Origin of the sequence: Pyrococcus sp. ST04 (genome assembly GCF_000263735.1) — an archaeon.
Classification (GTDB): domain Archaea; phylum Methanobacteriota_B; class Thermococci; order Thermococcales; family Thermococcaceae; genus Pyrococcus.
This window is the reverse complement of record NC_017946.1, coordinates 691,955-714,939: the sequence shown is the minus strand read 5'-3', so window position 1 is coordinate 714,939 and position 22,985 is coordinate 691,955. Positions and strand designations below refer to the sequence as shown.

General features: G+C 41.3%; 25 protein-coding genes. 16 read left to right on the top strand and 9 right to left on the bottom strand.

The genetic code is table 11. The features are described 5' to 3' along the window. The first annotated feature begins 7 nt into the window (after positions 1-7). Positions 8-1,198, top strand: coding sequence for an MFS transporter (locus PY04_RS03665; protein WP_014733830.1), 1,191 nt, complete (start codon positions 8-10; stop codon positions 1,196-1,198). On the opposite strand, the gene PY04_RS03660 is transcribed toward PY04_RS03665, so the two are convergent. Genes PY04_RS03660 through PY04_RS03640 form a run of 5 tightly spaced genes read right to left on the bottom strand, consistent with a single transcriptional unit; the run spans position 1,181 to position 4,988 of the window. Next, positions 1,181-1,594, bottom strand: coding sequence for a hypothetical protein (locus PY04_RS03660; protein ID WP_014733829.1), 414 nt, complete (start codon positions 1,592-1,594; stop codon positions 1,181-1,183). The two genes, PY04_RS03665 and PY04_RS03660, sit on opposite strands and share 18 nt — an antisense overlap. Further along, positions 1,591-2,838: a DUF58 domain-containing protein gene (locus tag PY04_RS03655; protein WP_014733828.1), complete on the bottom strand. Its 1,248-nt coding sequence runs from the start codon at positions 2,836-2,838 to the stop codon at positions 1,591-1,593. The genes PY04_RS03660 and PY04_RS03655 overlap by 4 nt, the downstream gene beginning before the upstream one ends. 5 nt (positions 2,839-2,843) lie before the next feature. Continuing rightward, on the bottom strand, positions 2,844-3,788 hold the full coding sequence (locus PY04_RS03650; protein ID WP_014733827.1) for a MoxR family ATPase: 945 nt from the start codon (positions 3,786-3,788) through the stop codon (positions 2,844-2,846). Next, entirely contained in the window at positions 3,785-4,189 is a 405-nt protein-coding gene (locus PY04_RS03645; protein WP_014733826.1) for a hypothetical protein, read from the bottom strand. The genes PY04_RS03650 and PY04_RS03645 overlap by 4 nt, the downstream gene beginning before the upstream one ends. Beyond that, positions 4,179-4,988 (bottom strand): DUF4129 domain-containing protein, encoded by an 810-nt coding sequence (locus PY04_RS03640; RefSeq protein WP_014733825.1) that lies wholly within the window; start codon positions 4,986-4,988, stop codon positions 4,179-4,181. The genes PY04_RS03645 and PY04_RS03640 overlap by 11 nt, the downstream gene beginning before the upstream one ends. A gap of 140 nt (positions 4,989-5,128) precedes the next feature. Between PY04_RS03640 and PY04_RS03635 the strand changes: the two genes are divergently transcribed. Next, positions 5,129-6,682, top strand: coding sequence for a sodium:alanine symporter family protein (locus tag PY04_RS03635; RefSeq protein WP_014733824.1), 1,554 nt, complete (start codon positions 5,129-5,131; stop codon positions 6,680-6,682). Between the two features lie 93 nt (positions 6,683-6,775). Continuing rightward, positions 6,776-8,149, top strand: coding sequence for an acetyl ornithine aminotransferase family protein (locus PY04_RS03630; protein WP_014733823.1), 1,374 nt, complete (start codon positions 6,776-6,778; stop codon positions 8,147-8,149). On the opposite strand, the gene PY04_RS03625 is transcribed toward PY04_RS03630, so the two are convergent. After that, complete coding sequence (locus PY04_RS03625; RefSeq protein ID WP_014733822.1) at positions 8,150-8,671, bottom strand: multiprotein bridging factor aMBF1; 522 nt, start codon at positions 8,669-8,671, stop codon at positions 8,150-8,152. It lies immediately after the preceding gene. A 200-nt stretch (positions 8,672-8,871) separates the two neighbouring features. Here PY04_RS03625 and PY04_RS03620 point away from each other — a divergent pair, with 200 nt between their 5' ends. From PY04_RS03620 to PY04_RS03605, 4 genes are read left to right on the top strand one after another with little or no spacing between them, the layout of a single operon-like run. Then, positions 8,872-9,687, top strand: a complete 816-nt coding sequence (locus tag PY04_RS03620; protein WP_014733821.1) for a DNA-3-methyladenine glycosylase — start codon at positions 8,872-8,874, stop codon at positions 9,685-9,687. Positions 9,688-9,691: 4 nt separating this feature from the next. After that, positions 9,692-9,982, top strand: coding sequence for a MazG nucleotide pyrophosphohydrolase domain-containing protein (locus PY04_RS03615; RefSeq protein WP_014733820.1), 291 nt, complete (start codon positions 9,692-9,694; stop codon positions 9,980-9,982). Continuing rightward, entirely contained in the window at positions 9,946-12,138 is a 2,193-nt protein-coding gene (locus PY04_RS03610; protein ID WP_148266004.1) for a DUF6541 family protein, read from the top strand. The genes PY04_RS03615 and PY04_RS03610 overlap by 37 nt, the downstream gene beginning before the upstream one ends. After that, on the top strand, positions 12,128-14,134 hold the full coding sequence (locus PY04_RS03605; RefSeq protein ID WP_014733818.1) for a glycosyltransferase family 39 protein: 2,007 nt from the start codon (positions 12,128-12,130) through the stop codon (positions 14,132-14,134). Before PY04_RS03610 ends, PY04_RS03605 begins: the two co-directional genes overlap by 11 nt. Here PY04_RS03605 and PY04_RS03600 read toward each other — a convergent pair. Together PY04_RS03600 and PY04_RS03595 are read right to left on the bottom strand one after the other, a co-directional pair. Continuing rightward, positions 14,109-14,306 (bottom strand): hypothetical protein, encoded by a 198-nt coding sequence (locus PY04_RS03600; RefSeq protein WP_048055956.1) that lies wholly within the window; start codon positions 14,304-14,306, stop codon positions 14,109-14,111. The genes PY04_RS03605 and PY04_RS03600 overlap by 26 nt on opposite strands. Positions 14,307-14,406: 100 nt before the next feature. Then, a complete protein-coding gene (locus tag PY04_RS03595; RefSeq protein WP_014733817.1) occupies positions 14,407-14,601 on the bottom strand; it encodes a class III signal peptide-containing protein in 195 nt (64 codons plus the stop codon). Positions 14,602-14,705: 104 nt separating this feature from the next. On the opposite strand from PY04_RS03595, the gene PY04_RS03590 reads away from it, so the two are divergent. From PY04_RS03590 to PY04_RS03550, 9 genes are read left to right on the top strand one after another with little or no spacing between them, the layout of a single operon-like run. Beyond that, on the top strand, positions 14,706-15,254 hold the full coding sequence (locus PY04_RS03590) for an HTH domain-containing protein (protein ID WP_014733816.1): 549 nt from the start codon (positions 14,706-14,708) through the stop codon (positions 15,252-15,254). A gap of 41 nt (positions 15,255-15,295) precedes the next feature. Then, positions 15,296-17,746: a tRNA(Met) cytidine acetyltransferase TmcA gene (locus PY04_RS03585; protein ID WP_014733815.1), complete on the top strand. Its 2,451-nt coding sequence runs from the start codon at positions 15,296-15,298 to the stop codon at positions 17,744-17,746. Between the two features lie 19 nt (positions 17,747-17,765). Beyond that, positions 17,766-18,767 (top strand): iron ABC transporter permease, encoded by a 1,002-nt coding sequence (locus PY04_RS03580; protein ID WP_014733814.1) that lies wholly within the window; start codon positions 17,766-17,768, stop codon positions 18,765-18,767. Beyond that, entirely contained in the window at positions 18,760-19,476 is a 717-nt protein-coding gene (locus PY04_RS03575; RefSeq protein ID WP_014733813.1) for an ABC transporter ATP-binding protein, read from the top strand. The genes PY04_RS03580 and PY04_RS03575 overlap by 8 nt, the downstream gene beginning before the upstream one ends. Positions 19,477-19,509: 33 nt before the next feature. Then, a complete protein-coding gene (locus PY04_RS03570) occupies positions 19,510-20,055 on the top strand; it encodes an NTPase (protein ID WP_048055955.1) in 546 nt (181 codons plus the stop codon). After that, the gene (locus tag PY04_RS03565) at positions 20,030-20,866 is read left to right on the top strand and encodes a class I SAM-dependent methyltransferase family protein (protein ID WP_014733811.1); all 837 of its coding nucleotides are present in this window, start codon (positions 20,030-20,032) and stop codon (positions 20,864-20,866) included. The genes PY04_RS03570 and PY04_RS03565 overlap by 26 nt, the downstream gene beginning before the upstream one ends. A gap of 10 nt (positions 20,867-20,876) precedes the next feature. Continuing rightward, on the top strand, positions 20,877-21,590 hold the full coding sequence (locus PY04_RS03560) for an arginase family protein (RefSeq protein WP_014733810.1): 714 nt from the start codon (positions 20,877-20,879) through the stop codon (positions 21,588-21,590). Between the two features lie 32 nt (positions 21,591-21,622). Continuing rightward, positions 21,623-21,940 (top strand): Sjogren's syndrome/scleroderma autoantigen 1 family protein, encoded by a 318-nt coding sequence (locus PY04_RS03555; RefSeq protein WP_014733809.1) that lies wholly within the window; start codon positions 21,623-21,625, stop codon positions 21,938-21,940. Next, positions 21,937-22,149 (top strand): FaeA/PapI family transcriptional regulator, encoded by a 213-nt coding sequence (locus tag PY04_RS03550; RefSeq protein ID WP_014733808.1) that lies wholly within the window; start codon positions 21,937-21,939, stop codon positions 22,147-22,149. The genes PY04_RS03555 and PY04_RS03550 overlap by 4 nt, the downstream gene beginning before the upstream one ends. Here PY04_RS03550 and trmBL2 read toward each other — a convergent pair. After that, entirely contained in the window at positions 22,146-22,940 is a 795-nt protein-coding gene (gene trmBL2, locus PY04_RS03545; RefSeq protein ID WP_048055954.1) for an HTH-type transcriptional regulator TrmBL2, read from the bottom strand. The two genes, PY04_RS03550 and trmBL2, sit on opposite strands and share 4 nt — an antisense overlap. Between the last annotated feature and the right edge of the window lie 45 nt (positions 22,941-22,985).

Sequence of the window (22,985 nt, the reverse complement as noted above, 5' to 3'; positions counted from 1 at the left end):
AGTTAAAATGAAAAAAAGATGGGATCTCGTGATTCTCGATACAATATTAATGACGGCAGGATTTGCAACCCTAACATTCATGGGTGTCGCCAAGCCAGACATAATAAAGCACTTTGGAATAAGCGATTCGGCATACGAGCTTCAGCACATAGCTTACGTTTTTGGACTTTTCATAGCCTTTTTAATAGGCCACACAAAGCTGTACGAAGGCTCATTCAAAAAAAGCGTTGGAATAGCAATCTCCTGGGCGGCAATACCACAAATGCTAATCCCACTAACAACAAACTGGAACATCGTAGTATTCCTAAGATTCATCCAAGGATTCGTCGTTGGTCTTGTCCCCCTCTTCAGCACACAAATAGCAAGATACTTCCTCGCCGAAAGGCCATTCGCTAAAGGTATAATACTTTCAGGAATATTCTGGGGAGGCGTCTTCGGAAGCATGAGCGCAAGATACTTGTTAGGATACGTTTCATGGAGAACGGGTTTCATACTCACAGGACTTATAATGTACATAGTCTATGCCCTTTGGTTCTTCCTCGTTGAAGACTTCGAAATAAGACATCCAAAAGCAGGCGAAGGTGGAATAAACGTCTGGAAGCTCCCATTCACCTGGGTACTAGGATTTACATTCTTCCCAGCCCTATGGGTAATCTTCACCATAATAGGATTCTCAACTAGACTCGGCTACTCAATGGGGTGGACAAAAGAACACGTTGCAAACCTAGCAACAACCCTCAGCATCTCAAAAGCCCTATGGAGCATTGGGTTCGGATACCTAGGCTACATACTATCCAAGAAAAACACCGACCCGAGGGGACTCTTTAATGCCATAGTAAAGGTGATGATAATAGCATATGCAACAGCCTTCGTCGGAATGATAATTTATTCAAAAGCTATGCTCTCAGGAAACTATTCCCTAGCCTTAGCAAGCGTCATTCTAGTTGGAGCCCTTCAAGGAACAGGCCCAGCATTCTGGACAAGTGCTCCCGCAACGTACCCAGAAAGCGTTGTTCCAAGGGCAAACTTCGCACTAGGTTTAATCTCGAACTCAGCAAATGCAATAGCCCCAACGCTCACCGACATCCTCGCACGACATAGTGAAACTCTTGCCCTAGCAGAGCTAACCCTCATGCCAATAGTTGGAATAATAACCCTGATCACAGTCAGCAGAATGAAACTACCCGTGGAAGAGTGAAAGACGGAGGAAAACATATAGAACGAAAATGAACAAAGTTGCAACCCAGGTGACCTCTAAAGACACTGGCACTGGAATTAACATAACTAGGAGATAAAGAGGGAATGTTAAAGCTACAGCTACTAACACGTAGAGATAATTACTTAAAGGGGCTTTCATCTTTTCCATTTCCCTTATCTCGAAAGCAAGAACAGCCAAAGACATAAGAGCTAATCCAAAAACGTCCGTCACCCTAAGAACCACAAGATAAACCCCAAGAATAGCTAGGAATACTGCAGATACCTGAGGAAACATCAGCAAAACAGAAAGAGCAACTGGAATGAAACCATAAGGGAGTTGCAACAATAGAGCATCCAAGACTAGAAGTATAAGCAGAGACACAGGAAACCTCCTCATTTAAGCACCCCCGCTTTATTAGGATTAATGGCAGATGCAATTGCAGATTTTAAAGGCTGTTTCACATTCCAATCCACGACCACCGCATACCTCTTCAACTTTTTCACCCTGGCCTTCCTCTTTAAGGAAAGAATTCTAATGGCAAGCTCCTCTTCCTCACTAGAGGATTCGTAGATTGAATAAGGATCTGGGCTCACTACCACAACTTTGTATCCAAATCTGTAGAGAACTTCGATTGCATTCTCACTTTCTTCAGTTAAGAGAGGGGATATAAACACTATTTGAGCCCTTGGAGGAATTTTTGTTCTAGCCAAGTGCTCTACCTGATATAGGATCATATTGTTGAAATCAGGCTTTGCCATGCTCAGAACGTCTATACACCTAAAGAAATGCCTCTTTCCATAGTCGACATTCACCCATATTGGGACAGATTCAGAAATCAAAAGCCCAAAGCTCATCCCATTTTCCAACGCGTCAAGCAATAGAGATGCCGCAACCCTCATCAGATGATCAAACACTTCCCTCCCCTTATACGTAGCATCAACTATAACAACAACATCAACCTTCCTCTCGCTCTCAAACTCGTTGACCATTATCTTCCCAGTCTTTGCGGTGGCCTTCCAATTTATGAACTTCATAGGATCTCCAGGATTGTACTCCCTAATTGCGTGGAATTCTAATCCCTCCCCAAGTCTTGGAGATGGAAGGGGGCCAACGGTGACCTTGGTTCCCTTTGTGGTGTAAGGTGTTACAATATCCTCGAGCCTTGGAACGCCCACTATCTCATCATAAAGCTCGATGATTTTATCTTCCTCAAATAAGCCAAACGGATCCCTATAAACTATTCTAACTCCAGTAAATTCATGCAACCCTCTAGGAACCCTAACCTTGTAAGAGAACCTCTTCACATCCCCACCTTTGAATGAAAACACTCTGAAGTTACTGCCCTTCACAATCTTCAAAGAGTTTGGTGTTAAGTCCTTCACGTAAAGGCTTTTTATTGGAGAATTCGCTTTGATATTAACTTCAATTTCGATTTCTTGATTCTCAATGACCCTATTAAAAGATAATTTCCTTGAAACTTCAACATCAAGATTCGGTTTAAAAAAGATCGAAGCAAACAAGAAGACCATAAGTATTGGCAACGTTAGGGATATAGCTTCCCATCTAAGTAATGCATACGCAGACATTACAATGACCCAAACAACAGTTAAAAGGGCGTAAGCTTTCCCAGTTGCCCTCATTTTTATCACTCAAACTTTGGAACTGGAACCCTATCTAGGATCTTCCTAATTATATTATCCTGGCTGACTCTCGTATACCAAAGTTCTCTCTTCAATATTATCCTGTGACTCAAAGTTGGGATTGCAACAGCTTTAACGTCATCTGGAATAACATAATCCCTCCCTTCTATTGCAGCATATGCCCTAGAGAGCTTAAGCAAGGCCAAGCTACCTCTAGGAGAAACACCAACCTCGATGTCCTTCCTATCCTCTCTCGTTGCCCAAACAAGGGAGACTATGTAGTCAATTATAGCATCGCTAACGTAAACATCCTCAATTTCCCTCTGCATTTCAAGAACCTCTTCTGGGGTTGTTACCTGGCTAATCTCAACATCCTCTTTCTTCCTTTCAATTCTCCTTTTCAGAATCTCTTTCTCATGTTCCTTACTGGGATATCCAACCCTCAGCCTAACAAGAAACCTATCGAGCTGAGCTTCTGGCAGAGGATAAGTCCCCTCCTGCTCAATCGGATTCTGAGTCGCTATAACTATGAAAGGCTTCGGCAATGGATACGTTTTCCCCTCGACAGTCACCTGTCTTTCCTGCATTGCCTCTAATAAAGCAGACTGAGTCTTTGGGGGAGCTCTGTTTATTTCATCGGCAAGCAGTATATTAGTAAACACTGGGCCCTTCTTGAATTCGAACTCAAGAGTCTTTTGATTAAAGACATTAACACCGAGAATATCACTTGGCAATAAATCCGGGGTAAACTGAACCCTCCTAAACTGCAAACCAAGGGCCTTGGCAAAGCTCTTAGCCATTAAAGTCTTTGCAAGTCCAGGAAGATCTTCTATTAGGATGTGGCCATCTGCAAGAATCGATGCGAGAACTAATTTTAGTACATCATCCTTACCTACTATCGCCTTTTTTACCTCTCCGATGATTTTCTCAGCTTTCTTCTTAATATTCATCCTATCTCCTCCTCAAGTTTATCTAGGGACTTCTTAAGATTCTCAACGAAATCCCCCTCCGAGACTAAAAGTCTAACACCCTCTGGAGGATTCTCCCTAAGTACTCTATACTCATAACCTAACATATGATATGCCTCCAGAATATGATCCTTAATTATTTCCTTAGAAACATCACTAAATTTTGACCTTAAAATAATCTTTGAAAGCCTCTGCACTTCATTATCTCCAAATTCTCTCTTCATCCGTATCCTAATTTTAGGTTCCCATCCCTCAATGGAGTACACAAAAAGCACAAACGCAGTTAATATTGTGAACAACCACCTAACAACATAAGATCCAATAACTATGGCAAAAGTTCCCAATATTATGGGAATCAAAAACTTCAATACCCTATCCCTCACCCTTGATCACCATATAGAGTTCATAGGCTCTTCTAGCATCCTCAACTGTAACTTTTTGAGGGGCATATTTAGCCTTTTCAAACAGCTTTGCTAACTCAAGATATGCCCTTCTCTTATAGACAACCTTCTCAGCATGCTCCCAATGAGTCCAACTCTCCCTATATGGAATGCCAAGAACCTCCAACCAAAGAACTGCCTTCTTATAAAGCTGAATTATTGCCTCTCTAGGATCAGAAAACAAGTCCAAACCCTTGTCAGATAACTTTCTGTCAAACTCAATTAGTTCCCTCTTCGTTCTCCTGCTCTTCATGCTCTCTCCAATCTCTCTACCCAAGCTTAAGCCAAGGAATACAAACACTATTAAGAATAAAACAATTGGAATGTACAATACTATTGAAGAGGACGAATAAGAATAAGATCTGAGTAAAGGAACTATCTTTGCAGTCTTATTTGTGAAGTTTCCAGAAACTTCATGAACATTTTTCATAGATTTTAAATAGGGAAGAAGCTTCGCTATAAGAAGAAAATAGAACGCAACGGCTATTGAGTTTATAACAAGCAATATCAACTCACGTAATGTGAGTTTTCCTTCCCTCCTCACCCCTTTAATATCCTTTTCCCTTAACATAATGACAACTATAAGGAGGACAAATGCAAGAAACAGGAACATAAATATCACAATGCCAAAAAGGTTATCCCAAACTTTTGATGGAGTTTCCCAACTACCAAAAGCCGTCCCTCTTATGAAACCTATTAAGAGCAAGAGGATGATAAACACTACACCGATTTTGCTTCTCATTTAAACCCATTTTTGTTCACCAAGTTTTAAGCTTTATTTCAAGCATGAAAATTTTCACTAATGACAAATTAAGGACAAGTAAGTCTTAAATAGAGCATTTTATAATAATGAAATTCGATAATTAACATGGGGGTGCATTAATGGGCGGCATAATGGACTTTGTAAACTGGCTCGATGGAGAGGTCTGGGGCCCACCCATGATAGTCCTTCTACTAGGTACAGGACTGCTCCTCACAATAGTCCTAAAGGGAATCCAGTTCAGGAGACTTGGATGGTCCATTAGATTCACACTCTTCGAGGGAAGAAAAAAGGAAGGTGAAGGTGATATTACACCCTTCCAAGCTTTAATGGCAACAATTTCTGGAACCGTAGGAATTGGTAACATTGCTGGAGTTGCCACGGCAATTCACTTCGGTGGGCCCGGAGCACTATTCTGGATGTGGGTTACAGCACTAGTGGGAATGGCTACAAGATATTCAGAAGGACTTCTCGGAGTTGCATTCAGAGGAAAGCTTCCAGACGGAACAATGATAGGAGGAACATTCAACTTCCTAGAGAAAGGATTTGCAGAGGTAAAGGGAACTGGAGTTAGTAGGGTTATAGCATCAATAATGACAATACTGTTTGCAGCATTCATAGCAAAAGACGGATTGGGACTGAGCGGAGGATTAAAGATCCTCGCATTTATAATAGCAATCCTATTCGCGATTTTAGGCCTCGCACTACTCAACGAGGCTTATTTACCAACCATAGGAAAGATTTTAGCAGTATTATTTGCACTCTTCGCCGCAATAGCAGCATTCGGTATTGGAAACATGACCCAGTCAAACTCAGTTGCCGATGCAATTGAAACAGCATTTGGAATACCAGCATGGGTAACTGGACTTGCCCTAGCAACGCTAACGTTCATAGTAGTTATTGGAGGAATTAAAAGAATTGGAGAAGTTGCAGAGATGCTTGTTCCATTCATGGCAATAGTATACTTCCTATTCGCAATTGGAGTATGGATAAAGTTTGCAGGCCAAATACCAAGTGCAATAGCTACAATAATTAAAGATGCATTCACAGGAAAAGCAGTTGCAGGAGGAGCAATAGGACAAGTCATAATCTGGGGTGTAAAGAGAGGTCTATTCTCCAACGAAGCAGGCCTAGGTACAGCAACCCTCGCTCACGCAGCAGCTAAAACAGACCACCCATCAAGACAAGCCCACGTCGCAATGCTTGGTCCATTTATCGACACACTCATAATCTGTTCACTTACCGGAATAAGCATAGTAGTTACCGGAGCCTACTCCAAGTATCCAGATCTAAACGGTGCCCCACTAACCCAGGCAGCATTCGCCGAAGCATTTGGACACATTGGAGAAATAATGGTAGCAATAGGAATAATTCTCTTTGCATACTCAACTATCCTGGCATGGTCATTCTACGGAAGACAGAACGTCATGTACCTGGCAAAGTGGATAACCCAAGACCCGCAGAAATTTGCAAATCTATATCCAAAGCTCCACTTGGTCTACAACCTCCTCTTCGTGATATTCATCTACATCGGTGCAGTCAAGCCACTTGAAGACGTCTGGAACTTCTCAGATATGATGAACGGACTCATGGCAATCCCCAACCTAATAGGCCTAATAGTACTCTACCCAATAATTAAACAGTACACCGAAGAGTTTATAGCGAAGAATCCATGACTCTCTTATCTCTTCTTTTTGTCATTTTTTCAAATTAGATTACCCAACATATATTTATTTTCAACACTTGAAATATTTAAGAGGGAGATAATTATGGAGTATCCAAAAATCATTGTCAAACCTCCCGGACCAAAAGCCAGAGAACTAATCGAGAGGGAAAGAAAAGTCCTATCTCCAGGAATAGGTGTTAAATTATTCCCCCTAGTTCCAAAAAGAGGATTCGGTCCATTTATAGAAGATGTTGATGGAAACGTGTTCATTGACTTCCTAGCAGGTGCTGCAGCAGCGTCAACAGGATACTCCCACCCAAAACTCGTTGAAGAAGTGAAAAAACAAGTAGAACTCATCCAGCACTCAATGATAGGTTACACTCACAACGAAAGGGCAATAAGAGTCGCAGAAAAGCTCGCCAAAATCTCACCAATAGAAAACCCAAAAATAGTATTCGGTCTTAGCGGTAGCGATGCCGTGGATATGGCAATAAAAATATCAAAATTCTCAAAAAGAAGACCTTGGATACTTTCATTCATTGGAGCTTACCATGGTCAAACCTTCGGAGCAACATCCGTTGCTTCCTTCCAAGTCTCCCAAAAGAGAGGGTACTCCCCCCTAATGCCCAACGTATTTTGGCTCCCATATCCAAACCCTTACAGAAATATATGGGGAATAAATGGATATGAAGAACCAGACGAACTCATAAGCAGATTCCTGGATTATCTAGAAAATTACGTCTTTGCTCACGTAGTTCCTCCAGACGAGGTTGCAGCACTCTTCGTAGAACCAATCCAAGGAGACGCCGGAATAGTAGTTCCTCCAGACAATTTCTTCAAAGAACTAAAACCAATCCTAGAGGAGTACGAAATACTTCTCGTCGTTGACGAGGTTCAAACAGGAATCGGAAGAACCGGAAAATGGTGGGGGATAGAGTGGTTTAACGTTCAGCCAGACCTATTAATATTTGGAAAAGGAGTGGCTAGTGGAATGGGCCTGAGTGGGGTAATTGGAAAAGAAGAGCTAATGAACATGACTAGCGGATCAGCCTTGCTAACTCCCGCTGCAAATCCCGTGATCTCAGCAGCAGCCGAAGCCACTTTAGAGATAATAGACAACGAGAACCTCATAGAAAATGCATTGAACGTTGGAAACTTCATCATGAAGAGGTTAGAAGAAATGAAAGAAGAATTTGAAATCATAGGAGATGTCAGAGGAAAAGGTCTTATGATAGGAGTGGAGATAGTAAAGGACAAAAACAAGCCAGACCCTGAGATGACAGGAAAAATATGTTGGAGAGCATTCGAGCTTGGTCTTATACTCCCAAGTTATGGAATGTTTGGAAACGTCATAAGAATAACACCACCCCTAGTCATTACAAGGGAAGTTGCAGAAAGAGCCCTAGAAATAATTGAACAAGCAATGAAAGATGCCATAGCAGGAAAAGTTGAAAGAAAAGTTGTCACGTGGCACTAATTACTTTTTCCTCTTTCTAACCTTTATCCTTGCTATATCCCCCAAGGTAGGTTCATAATCCTTAGGAATCATTGGTCTCTGTTCATAATCAGCCTCAACCTTCTCAACAAGCTTTATTTTAAAGAACCTCTCAAGCTTTCTAGCCTCCTCAATCGTGGGGGTATACTCTCCATGTGCAATCCTTCTCAAAACATTCACCGACAAACCAACCTTATGAGAAAGCTCCTCATAGCTGAGCCCACTCTTCCTTATAGCCTCCATAACTCTCTCGGCATAATCCTCAACTATGTCCTCAGTTATCAGTGGCCTCTCCCTCTTTACAATGGGTCTAGGCTTAGAAGATGTAACCCTTCTAACAGGTTCTCTCCTCGGCATTATACTGAAAGTTCCCGGCTTCCTACCATACTTCCTATAACACTCGTCACACACTAAAAGCTCGGCCCCCTCAATCCTTATAATGTGCCCCTGCCCTCGAATTTCCCTTCCACAAAGCTCACAATATCTTGGCTTCGCCTTTCCCATAGTTTTTCCCACTAGCCATTTGGATTAGGAGACATTAAAAAGTTATGCCTACTGACTTTCTCCACCCTAAAGGACGAGAAAATTACTAACTTTCCATAGGGAGAACTATTTAAATTCAACGTGAAACACAAGATTAAGGCGATGATGAGAGCGAACTGCTCCGAGAGATGAGGAAAGGGCCTTGCTGAGCGTGATGGAGAATGATAGACCTAAAGAAAACAACCCATGAAATGATAAAAAACGGAACTTGGAAATTCGAAAAAGGAACCTTCTGGCAAGCCCTACCTCAAGGTATAGTCGGATACAATGGGGAAGAATTTATACTTCCAGATACCTTAAGCAGGAAAGAAAAGAAAATAGCAAAAGATAAAATCAAATTCATCCTAGGGCTCGACACAGACCTTGATTCATTTTACTCTGAAATTAGCGATTCAAAATTCTCATTCCTAATCGAGGAATTTTACGGACTTACAATTCCAGCGGCCCCAGACACCTACCAGGCAATCGTTGAGGTAATAGCACAACAGCAAGTAAGCTTCGAGTTTGCACAGAAGGCGATATTCAACCTAGTAAAGCTTGCTGGAAGAAAAATCGGAGATCTGTACCTCTTCCCTTCTCCAAAAGATATCCTATCCCTGGGAAGTAGAATTAAAGAGGCCAAACTAGGTTACAGAGCAAATTACATCCTAGAGGTAACTGAGAAAGTATTAAAGAAAGAGCTAAAACTAGATCTCGAAAAGTTGAAAGAGGAAGAGGCGATAAAATACCTAACAAAATTCAGAGGGATAGGAAAGTGGAGCGCTGAGCTCTTCCTGATGTATGGGCTCAGAAAAAACGTTTACCCTGCAAGTGACTTAGGACTGAGAAGAGGGATAGCAAAAATATTTGGCCTGAAAGTGAAGGAAGTTAAAGAAAAAGACGTGAGAGAGATCATAGAACCATACGGAAAGTGGAAAAGTTTGCTAGCATTTTACATCCTCTGCTATGACAGAAAAACCGAAGCAGAAAGGAGGTGAAAGTATGAAGATAAGCGAGTTCCAGCAGATGATAAAGGAGATCTACTATCACAAAGATAAAAAGAGAGGCATCGAGAGGACTTTCTTCTGGTTCGTTGAGGAAGTTGGAGAACTGGCTGAAGCACTAAGAAAAAACGACAGAGAAGCGTTGGAAGAAGAATTTGCTGACGTTTTGGCATGGCTTGCAAGCTTGGCTAACTTACTTGACATAGATCTAGAGGAAGCCGCAAAGAAAAAGTACCCTGGGGTGTGTCCCTATTGTGGAAAGAAGCCCTGCGAGTGCGAAGAGAAATAGTAGTTGTAATTTTCTCATTAATAGTTTCTCTCCTCTCCCTAATAGTCAGGAATCCAACATTTTTCCTCATAGAGCTCATTTATTTTGGACTTCTCCTCAACATAGGCCTATTTAAGAGTCTCGAAGGAATTGAAGTACTTCTCCTTTCTCCAGGGACTGGAATGGTAGCTCTAATTATACTGGCATTATCACTAGGCAGGCTTGGTGTTCCACTGAAGCTCGTCTGGCCCACTGTTTCTTTCCTGATAGTACTTCTCGGATACAAAAATAGAAATTTCGAGTTAAACCTAAATCCAAAGAGAGACTTCAAGATCTTAACCTTTCTAGGTTTCTCAGTTCTCCTAGCATTTGTAGTGAGGAAGTTCTACTTCCTGCTACCAGACTACAGAGCCGCAGATACATGGTTCCACGGCTCAAAAGTTAAGATGATGATAACCTCAGACTCTCCGTATTTTAGCACGGTTCCCCCATACTTCAGCAAGGGAATAATCACATATCCTCCGGGCTATCATGTAATAGCCGCATACCTTTCAGGAGGGATCTCGTGGAATATAATATTTTCAATGAACACGCTAAGACTCTTCGAAATCGCCTACCTACCAATAGCAGTATACTTAGTTGGAAGAACTGTAAAGGAAGAAGTTGGAGTAGTATCAGCGTTTATAACACCGTTAGTGGCTATAAACTATTATTTTGAGCAATATTGGCTACTTCCAGCAGTTTTTAACTATATAATGTTTTTGTTCGCTGTGTTTCTACTCTATAAAACGGGAGAAAGAAAAACATCTCCAATTATATCTGGACTCTTTGGTGGAGTTCTAGCCATGGTGCACCCTTATCAGTTCATTGCCTACGAGATTTTGCTCCTGATTTTCTTACTTGCACTTAAACGAAGCGTAAAGAGCTTCATTATTGTAGCCCTAATTTCAATTGCTCTTCCCATAATCTTCGTGCCCTCCTCACTCAACTACGCTACATCAGGGGCCAAACTTAATAGCCACTTCGAGAACAAGGATAACTTAGAGTTTGTCTCTTACATCTTCTCTTACACATTCCTTGAAAACGGCCAAATCCTTCTAGGTCTTGCCTTTCTCTTCGGCATTATTTTGACATTCATAAAGAAGCATGAAAAGATTGTTCCTCTAACTCTCACATTTGCCGTGATAATTGGAATAATAGCTGATAAAATTTTCTTTAGGATTCCAATTCCCTACCTCTCAGCGATATGGAACTCAGAGAGAGCCTTCCTGCTGACTACCCCAATAATTCCAATATTGGAAGGGTACGGGATGTGGGAAACTGTAGGGAGACACAGAAAAATTCTGTTATCTTTAATTTTAGCATCTCTCCTACTTACTTATCCAAACATTAGCAGGGAGCACATAGCAAATGAGAACTCCTACCTCCTAGACGGAAACGTCATAGAGTTCATAAAGGAAGTTAATGAAGTAGCCAAAAATAAAACCGTTGCAACGGCGTGTATATTTGACTCTGGAAGATGGATACCGATACTAACCAACACACCAATAGTGTGCATTTCAGACTCGGAAGGGAGAGTGGATAATAGCATCCTTGAGAATGCAGAATTTCTATACATAGATAGCAGAGGAGCTGGTGAACTCATATCATATCCCCTTGACGTCAGTAAGTACTATTGGAAATATAGGATAGTTCTATTCAGGAGAGGACTGTGGCTGTTTTCCTTAAGGGCAAACTCAACGAATCAGAAGGCTAAAGAAGAGGCAATTAAATACTACACTGCATCTGGAGTCATGACGTGGCTAGATTCCCCAAAGTACTTCGTTCATGGATTCATAATAAAGAACTATGCAACTCAGAAGCTACTACTAGAAAAGTACCCATACGCGATATCAGTTGCAAAGAACTCCACCATTGCATTCAGCACAAAGAACGCAATATCCTCTATTAAAATTTCAGTTGCAACAGGAGAAGATAATCAGACGATAAGCGTTTATGTTGACGGAAAGAAGGTTTGGAATGGAAAAGTAGGGAGCACCCCAGAAACAATAGAAATAAAAACCAACACATCCCCAGGACTGCACTTCCTAACAATAGAGTGTAAGAGATGTTCCTACAAGAATCCACTAGGTATCAAATTTGTTGAGCTACATGGGGGAGCGAATCATGAGGACTAAACTCTCTCGAAATGACATACTCATCTTAATGCCCATTCTAGTTCTATATTTCCTACTCCGCATTCCCCTCCTCTTCCCAATGAACGAGTATTGGGACTATGATGAGGGAACATACCTAATGATAGCCAAAGAGCTTTCAGAGGGTACTCCCCTTTATAAGGAGATATTCACAGTTCATCCTCCCCTTTACTACTACCTACTAGCAGGATGGATGAAAGTTTTTGGAGACTATTACGTAGTTGGAAGAGCACTATCCCTCACACTGGGAGCTTTCTCTCTGGTAATCGCATACTTAATTGGAAAGAGGATTAACGATAATGGTATAACTCTCACCCTTCTCATAACCCTTGATTTACTGACAATTCACCTGAATACAGTGGTCCTTCATGAAAGCCTTCTAGAGTTCTTCACCCTTCTATCCCTCTACCTTTACCTCATTGGAAAGTACAGAGAGATGGCGTTCGTTCTTGGTATAGGAAGTAGTGTCAAGCACACATTTTTGCCTTTTGCTGGGGGTTTGCTATTTTCAGCGATCGGAGCCATAAAGATACGGGACAAAAAAGAACTTGTTAAGGCGATCTTTTCGGCATATCTCACTTACCTTCTTATAGGTATCGTACTGGTTATGGAATTTCCATCAGACATCTCAAGAAAAATATTTGTCGTCCCTGGAATCGGCGAAATAGAAGTTGTTGGGGCAAAATATGGGCTACTTGTGTTTCTGCTCATCCTGATATTTTACATTCTAAGGTTCAATGCCCTTGAAGTAAATATCACTAAAAACTTCAGGGAGATTGCAGTCTTACTTTCATGCTTCATCATTGGAAAAGCAATCATAGAGGGACCGTACTTACTTACAACGGAATCCTACATAAGAGATGTTTATCTGTTGAATAGGGGGAGGGGAATTCTATTTATGGGCTTATTCTCCCTGATTTCCGATTTTATAGGAGATATTAGAAGTGGTTTTCTAGAGCTTCTCTATCCTTATGTCACTCTGTTGTTTATAGGCCTTATCCTAGCTTTACAAAAACGTAGGACTATTCAGAGTCCCCTGTGGGCAACAATAAGCTGGCTCACCGTGGCGTACATTCTAATCCCAATGCCTGGAGTCCCAAGATTTCTCTACCCCTATCTATTAACTTTAATCTTAGCACTTGGGTCTATGATTGAAGATTGGAGAAGAGTTGCCCCTCTAATCCTTGTAGCAATACTATTCATAACAACTCTACCCCGAGGAGAAATGGCCGTAGCATTTGCTGAGCATACGAATACCCTTAGGGAGGAGCTAAAGAACATTAATTTAACTAATGCATACTCCTTTAACCCAATGACCGCATATTTTCTTGGAATAGAGGAACCTCCAGAATTGATAGACAACTTTGGCCTTCTATACCTAGCCCATATGGATCCTTATGAGTTCCTAAAAAGGCTTGAAAGTAGAAATATAACATCCATTATATTGGGAACATGGACATATAGGATGGCTGAGAAGAGAGTTCTTCCAGGGTCTGTTTATAAAGTGATTTTAGAAATGATTAGGGAACGCTATTCTTTAGTTTATGGACATTCCTTCCCAGACGGTGAGGGGCTCGAAATTTATGGAAAAAGAACAATGAACAAAAATATAAGTATAGGGACATATAATGGACATATATGGGTGTTTTATAATGGTTCTCCAATTTTTAGCTTTGACATAACAGAAAATCCCCCAGAAACAGTTCTTATTAAGAGAGGAGGTATATATGTAGCCATACAAGGAAACATTTCAGGGGATATTGAGATAAGAAGAGAGATAATAGAGATAAAAAACGTGAAAAACATATTTCTAAGATTACAAAAAAGCTTTACAAAGATTGGAAATACAATCCTCGTTAATCAATTTAATATAACTATAACCCAAGGGGATATAGGTGAGTGGAACAAAGGTATAAAGGTCTATTCAAAAAATGGGAAAATCAGAATGTTAGTCACTTATTTAACTCCTGAGAAGTGATATTAAGAATACCACTCTTGACATTTGAAATTACAGACTCCCCCGTAGTACTTGCGGTTTTTGCTTCACTATGAGTGTAAAGAACCACATATCCAACAACTATAAAAACTATTATTATTGTCACTCCCAGCAAGATTAGATATTCTATCGCAGCCTGCGACCTTCTTGCCATACTATCATCTCCACTCTCCCGTTATTATCTAGCTCCTAGCTCTGAGAAAAAGAGAAAATAGCATATTTCATAAAAAGGAAAGCAAATTAACTAAGAGTTATCACTCTTTAGTAGCGTTTTCAATTGCTTGGCTTATTGCACTCTGGATAAGGGATCCTGCTTGTGAGACAGTAGTATTTGCCTGCTGACCGGCAGTTTCTCCTGTGCTTCTAAGATACCTTATTACAACTGCAATTATTATCAACGCTGCCGCAATCATGAATAGATACTCAATTGCTCCTTGGGCCCTCCTCATCTTTTCCACCTCCTAGCCTTTCTAAATTTAAGAAAAAACAAAGCCTATATATACATTCACCTTCAATTCTGCTTATGGTATAGATAATTTTGCAGGTGTTTACTATGATAACCCTACTCCACTGTGAGGGGGCTAATGTAAGGGAATGCATAAAAAAACTGACAGATCTAGCTCAAAGAAAGTTCCCACCACGAGGAAAGGCTATAAATTCAAAGATAAAAGTTACAATGGGTGCATTTTTAACTATTTCAATAATGGCAACTTTTGACCTTGCAGAGCCTTATAAGCCAGGGATAATAGTTGAATATGCGGTCTCTGGGAACAAAGAGAGAGCGATAGAAGAGCTACAAGAAAAACTGAATGCTAAAATAACACCCGACATGGAAATAGCTGACCTAGAGATAGAAACATACACGACTCCCGTAACAAGGAGGACATATGCAGTAGCGGTAGTCCTTTACAACAGACCCATAAGATCTGGCCTCGAAGAGATGAAGCTTCAAAACAGAAGAAAAGTCCTAGCAAAGCTCCTAGAGCTTGTGAACTTTAATCCAAAGGCCCTCAACATATCTGAACTGGCAAGAATGTTCGGAGTTTCAAGGGACACGATATACAACGATATTCAACAGATACTAAAAAATCAAGAAGGCTGAAGTTTTTAAGCTCAGAAATTTCTCTTTAATTGGGATGAAAGATGACGCTTAAAGTTAGATTTCCTAAAGATATTCGTGAGTATGCGAGAAAAGAGAAGGTTAAGGAGTCAATTATCAAGCTCACCGAAACTGCCCTTGCCGAAGCAATAACTAATTTTCATAGAAGGATGATAGTCCTCCAAGGGGAAAAGCTTGACAAGGCGAAGCTAGCAGGAATACTGGCAGGTGGTGTCGCGAGGATTCTCTCTGAACATATTCCAGAGTTATTAGAGAGAAAGCTGAGAGATACCGACAGAGTCGAAGTTCTATACGCTACGGATGCACTTGGAGAAGAAACCTACGGGAGAAAGAGATTTGAGGAATTTAGAAAGCACTTCTCTGTCATAGCCCCAAACGCTGAGTTGACGTCGGTGACTTTCAAGTACAGTAGAGATATCCTGGGAAGAACATTTGATATTCTGATAATAGACCTGAGTTATGACTATTCCCCAAATGACCTCGGGAGGATAATAGAAACTGTAAGAGGAGGAGGAATAATTTTTGTCCTAACGAACCCTTTTGAAAAGTGGAAAGATATGTGGACAGGTTTTCACAAGAGTCTAGTTACCCCTCCGTATACAATAGAAGACGTGAAAAAGAGATTCAATAGAAGACTCATAAGAAAGTTCAGCGAACATAAGGGGATTTACATTATAAATGCTGATAAGATGAAAGCAGAGAGAAAGCCAAGAAAACACAAGAGCCAAGCAAAGCTCCCAGAAAGAGAAAAAATCGAGATTCCTAAAGAGATAAAGTTTCCTAAAGAACTCTACGAGTTATGTTTGACTAGGGGGCAGGTTGATGTTCTAAAAGCTCTTGAAGACCTAATAGAAAAAGAAGGAATGATTGTCCTAACTGCAGATAGGGGAAGGGGGAAGAGCGTTTCTGTAGGAATAGCGTCCATTGGACTGGCAGTAACCAGCAAGAAGAAGAGGTTTAGGATAGTCGTTACTTCCCCAGAATTAGAGAATGTCCAAAGTCTATTCAAATTTGCCAGAAAAAGCCTAGAAGTTCTCGGATACAAAACCAAAACTGTAACAGAAAATGGCCTAATAAAGGAGTTGTATGCCAGGGGGATAGCCTTAAGATATTATCCTCCAACAAAGGGCTACAGACAGAAAGCAGATCTATACATAGTTGACGAAGCTGCAGGAATACACGTTCCAATACTCCACAAGTACCTCGAAAAAGGGAGGGTCGTATTCTCATCAACGATACACGGATATGAAGGTGCTGGTAGAGGTTTCTCCGTAAAGTTCCTAAAGAAAGCCAAGGAAAAGAGAGAGTACAAAGAAGTTCACTTGTCAGTTCCAATAAGATACGCCGAGGGGGATCCAATAGAGAAATGGCTATTCGACGTTCTCCTTTTAGATGCAGAACCAGTTGAGTTAACTGAGGAAGATTACGAGCTTATAAGAAAGATGGAGGTATACCTAGAGGAGCCAGATCTTGACGATTGGTTTGAAAATGATAGGGAAGACCTAAGACACTTTGTGGGAATTTACGTCCTCGCTCACTACAGAAACAGGCCTAGCGATGTTGCTCTCCTTGCAGATGCTCCCCATCATGAGGCTAGGGTTCTGAGGTTGAAAAATGGAAAGATAGTTACAGCAATCCAGATTGCCAGAGAAGGAGGAATACCCAAGGGAGTAATAGACAAGATGGCCAAGGGATACAAACCTCCAGGGAACATAATCCCCGATATGATGGTCAAACATCACTATGCAAAAGAGTTCGCAAGGCTTAGAGGATACAGGGTTGTTAGAATAGCAACTCATCCAGATGCAATGGACCTTGGACTTGGAAGCAAAGCCTTGGAGTTGCTAGTTAGGGAGGCAGAAGAAAAGGGATATGATTGGGTTGGGTCTGGATTTGGGGCGAGTCCAGAGCTCATAAGATTCTGGGTTAGAAATGGATTTGCCGTGGTGCATTTAAGCCCCACGAGAAATCCAGTTAGCGGAGAGTACACTGCAATAGTAATAAAACCAATAAGTGAAAGGGCAAAAGAAATCGTGAAGAAAGCCAATGACGAATTCAGACTAAGACTGACAGAGTGGCTCGGAGACACCCACAAAGACCTAGAACCAGAAATCGCGAGATGGCTTTTTGAAACACCATTCGGAGAAGCAGTTGGTTATCCAATTTACCTAACCAAGACCCAGAAGAGAAGGCTTGAGATGTTCATTAAGAGAGTCCTAACCTACGATACCGTCGTCGATGCCGTGAAGCCTCTCGTAAAGCTGTACTTCCTCGACGGCTGGATGAGGCCATACCTAGATGAAAGGCAGATAATTCTCTTGATTCATAGGGTTCTTCAGGCACATGACTGGAAGGAAACTGCCAAACTGATAAATAGAACCGAGCTTTACACTATGATAGAGCTCAGAGACATAATAAGGGGATTGTGGTACTACTATAAGCATATGATAAAGGAGGAAAATGATATAAGCTAATGGAATATTTATCCAACTTGTGAACACAAGAAAAACAACCCTACTCCTGGTCCTCCTCTCAGGATTTTCGATAGTGATAGCACTATCGATTGGGTCAGTTAAAATTCCGCTCAAAGAAGTGTTCTCTTCACTTTCCCCCTCCACGATCTCTCTCTATCGGGAAGGAAAGTTATCAGGCCTAGAATTTATAATATTAGATATAAGGCTACCCAGGGTTCTTCTGGCTTATTTGGTGGGATTCGCATTAGCACTATCTGGAACAGCTAGTCAGGCCCTATTCAGAAACCCTCTCGCTGATCCATACATTTTGGGGATTAGCGGAGGAGCCTCAATTGGAGCGGCTCTAGCCTTAGCTTACAACCCTAAATACATCGAACTGTTTGCCTTCTTGGGAGCTGTTGCGGCAGTTTATACCGTCTATAGGATATCGAAGGTGAATGGCCACATTCCAGTTGACGTTCTACTTCTGGCAGGGATAGCGGTAGGCTTCTTCTCCCATGCCATTACTTCTTATATTTTGTACACAAACAAAGATAAAATTCACCAAGGTCTGCTCTGGTTATTTGGGACATTTGCCTTAGCAACTTGGGGGAAAGTTAGTATAATGTTCATTGCAACACTAGTCGGAGGATTTTTACTTTTAACGAGCTGGAGAGAATTAAATCTCCTTCTCCTGGGAGAGGAGAGCATAGCCCTTGGATTGGATATTAATCTCTACAGAAAGATGATAATTTTTGCAATATCGATAATGACAGGAGTTGCAGTTGCGGAGAGTGGGATAATAGGGTTCGTCGGACTGGTGAGCCCACACGTAATGAGGCTGATAGTAGGTCCAAACCATAAGAGACTTCTCCCAAATGCGGCAATGTTTGGAGGTACGCTCCTAGTTATCTCAGATCTAATATCAAGAACCGCAATAGCTCCTGCAGAGATTCCAATAGGAATCGTCACTGCCATGTTTGGAGCGCCGTTCTTTGCTTACTTATTAGTCCGTAGGAAGAGAGGTGAGCTCTATGCCTAGGTTGCATGTTAATATATCATTTGCATATGGGACAAGAAAAGTCCTTGATAATGTTAAGTTCACAACAGAAAAGGGTAAAATACTGGCAATAGTAGGGCCTAATGGTTCTGGCAAGTCAACCTTGCTAAAGTGTATAGCGGGGATATTGAGGCCAAGTGGAAGTATAAGATATGACAATGTAGAGCTTACAACGCTAAAACCAAGGGATAGGGCTAAAATTGTTTCATATGTTCCACAAAGTTCATTCCCAGAATTCGCATTTACCGTTGAGGAGTTTGTTGAACTGGGAACCTATGCAACAGGGGGAGATGTGAATAAAGCCCTAAAGAGTGTCGGCCTTCTTGATAAGAAAAATGAACCTATAACGAATCTAAGCGGAGGGGAATATCAACTGGCCCTCATAGCAAGGGCGTTAGCCCAAGGTAGTGATGTAATGTTACTCGATGAGCCAACAAGCCATCTTGACATAAACCATGCAAAAGAAGTCATTAAGATACTAACATCATTGAAAGATGAGAAGATAATAGTGGCAGTTCTTCACGATCTCAACATAGCTATCAACTACGCAGACGAAATACTAGTGCTCAAGTTCGGAAAGGTCATATGGAGAGGGCCAAGGGAAGAATTTTCAGAAGAGGTCATCGAGAAAAGCTACAACATGAAGCCGAGGATAATATCGAACAATGGATTAAGAGCAGTCATACCTTAAACATTATTAAGGAGGGAGTTAATACCTTAGACCATGAGGTTCTTTGTGAGCGGAATGCCCGGAGTAGGAAAGACGACATTAGCTAAAAGAATAGCAGATGAAATAAGACGAGATGGATTCAAGGTAGGGGGAATAATAACGGAGGAAATTAGGAGTGGAGTAAAAAGAACTGGTTTTAGAGTTATAGCCCTAGACACAGGAGAAATCGGGAGACTTGCCCACGTCGGTTACGGTTACCCAAGACTTGGCAAATACGTCATAGATGTGGAGAGTTTTGAAAGAGTTGCAATTCCTGCAATGTCCAGAGCTTTGAGAGAGGCAGACCTCATAATAATAGATGAAATAGGGCCAATGGAGTTCAAAAGCAATGAATTCCTAAAGGCTCTTGGCTTAGTACTTAAAAGCGAGAAGCCACTGCTTGCAACTGTTCATAGGAAGTTAGTTGATAGATATAGACCTCTTGGAGAATACTATTGGTTAACACCTGACAATAGAAATGAAATCTTTGCAGAAATCCTAGCTGAAATAAGAAAGATTCTCACAGGAAGGAAAAATGAGGACTCAGGTAATAAAACCTAGGATTAAAGAGATACTTTCAAAAGAGTTGCCTCCCGAGCTAGTTGATCTTCTACCCAAGAGATGGGTTAAAATAGGAGATGTTTTACTGCTCCCCCTCCGAAAAGAGCTCGAGCCATACAAATACAAAATAGCAGAGGTTTACGCCCAAGTTATCGGAGCTAAAGCTGTCCTGAGAAAGGGCCACATCAAGGGAGAAACGAGAAAACCCGACTATGAGATTCTCTACGGAAGCGACACCATAACGGTGCACATCGAAAACGGAATAAAATACAAGCTTGATGTTGCAAAGATTATGTTCTCCCCCGCAAACGTTAAGGAGAGAGTTAGAATGGCAAAAGTGGCAAAACCTCATGAACTTGTCGTAGACATGTTTGCAGGAATTGGCCATCTAAGCCTTCCCATAGCAGTTTATGGTAAGGCAAAAGTAATAGCAATAGAGAAAGACCCCTATACTTTCAAATTCCTCGTTGAGAATATTCAGCTGAACAAAGTTGAGGATAGGATGATGGCATACAACATGGACAACCGAGACTTTCCTGGAGAGAATATAGCGGATAGGATCCTAATGGGATATGTAGTTAGAACCCACGAATTCATACCAAAAGCCCTAAGCATAGCTAAGGACGAAGCCATAATACACTACCACAATACCGTGCCAGAGAAATTAATGCCCAAAGAACCTTTTGAGACTTTCCTAAAAATTGCAAAAGAGCACGGATACGAAGCTGAAAAGCTCAATGAGCTCAAAATAAAGAGATATGCTCCAGGAGTATGGCATGTAGTAGTCGACGTGAGAGTTTACAAAAAATAGGTGGAGGAAAATGACGGTCTTTATTCCAAGTGGTGAAGATCCCAACAAAGAAGGAGTGGTGTATGTAGCCAAGTTGCTTAAGAGACAGGGGCTCATAGATGAACCAAAAATACTACAAAGGCCTAGTAGAGATAAAATTTACATAATAGGAGACCATTCTACAACGTATGATATAATCAAGATCCTAAAACCGAGAGCAGTGATAAGTATAGACGCACACACAGACCTAATGCAGGACTACTTTGACCATGCATCTTGGCTTGCTTATGCTCTAAAGGAGGAGAGAATTGAAAGGGCATCGGTAATAGGAGCCGTCTTAATGGTTCCAACAACAGAAAGAACAAAACTTTGGACCAAGGGAGTTAAGATATTCCCCGCTCTGCCGAGGACAAGAAGAGTTAGGGGAAAATGGAAGAGATATATCAATTTAAAGCAACATGGAATAGGTAAGGTCATTAAGGAGGCCAAGGAATTTCTTGGAGAGGAAGTATACCTAACAATAGACCTGGATGTGTTGAGACCCGAGTATAGGATAGCTAGGTTTCAGCATGGAGAGCTTACACTTAAAGAACTTCTTAGCATAATTGAGGCTATATCAGAGGAATTTAAAATAGTTGCAGCAGATATGGCAGAGATCTCTGAGAGGGTTTCTAGATCAAAACTTGGAAGGAGAGCTGTGATAGAGGTGTTCTCTACCTTAAGGGAGCTGATATCCTCGTCTTGAGTAGCAAGGGCTCCACCAAGGGAGGTGGTTAGATGATAACAGACGAAGAGATTAGGAAGGTAATAGCTCCCCTCCTCCTCTCTGGAGCAAAGATGCTCGACAAGCATTGTCCGAAGTGTGGGTCACCTCTCTTTGAAAAAGATGGCAGGGTCTTCTGCCCAGTATGTGAGTACAGAGAGAAGAAAAAGAGACAGGAATTAAAGGGAGTTGAGGAGATTCTTATGGAAAAGTTTAAAGAGCTAGCTTCTTCAATGCCTGAGGGAATTGAAGAGCTTAAAGTTCATCTGGAAGTTATGGAGAAACTCCTGACAATTATTGAGAGATACAAAAAGCTGGAGGGAGAAGGATGAAGCACATAAAAATATTAGAAGCCTTGGAGAACGGAGAAAAAACCGAAGAAGAAATATCAAAAGCGACGGGATTATCAAGAATTGAGACTAGAAGATTTCTCCTAAGATTAGCAGAACAGGGAAAAGTTGAAAGCTTTCAAAAGGGAGGGAAGATATACTGGAGAATTAGAGAAGAAAAACCGGAAGAAAAGAAGTTTAAATACGTCTAAACTTTCTCAGCACTCTTCCAATATTCTTCGAACTTGCTCTTGAATAGGTTAACCACTCTGTGGTCTTTTATCCAAACCTGGGTCTCATAGTTAAAGTACCTTGCTGCCAGGTCTTCCAGTGCGAAGAACACCTCTTCATCACAGATTAGCATTGGTAGGTCAAACTTGTCAAGGGCTCTAAGCTCGATTTTGCCCTCATTTGCATACTGGACAAGCTTTGATCCCTTAATTCTCGGAAGTAAGTTTTTGGTTAGAATTATCCTAGCCTTGACTCCCCTGTCAACAGCCTTGATTATATCATCTTCAAGATTTACTGCTATGAATCCATCATCTGCAAGAAGAAGCTCTTTCTGAACTTCCTCTAGCATTTCCCTTGTCTTAAGCGTTGAGTTCTTAATTCCCCTGACTACCCACACTCTCTCAACACCGTACTTTGGAACCTCAGTCTCAATTAATGGTGCCATGAGCTCAAGAAGCTCTTCTTTGGCCTTTTTCTTTGCCTCAAGCTCTTCTTTAACTCTCTCTTGCCAGTCCTGAATGAACTTCTCTAATATGTTTGCTGGGTGGACTGGCCTGTACTTGTTGGTTTTGCCCGGTTGGTTCATTGCGAATCCTTTCTTTTCAAGACTTCTCAGTACATCGTAAGTTCTTGGAGCAGGGACTTCAGAAACACTTGCCAACTCAGCAGGTGTAAGAATTCCAAACGCAACAAGGGCAACATATGCTCTGGCTTCGTATAAGTTTAACTCAAAGTGCTCTTGTAATAGTTCTACCATCCTATCCTTACTCATCTTTACCACCGTCACGAACTTGTCAATATTAGTGGTGATTTTAGA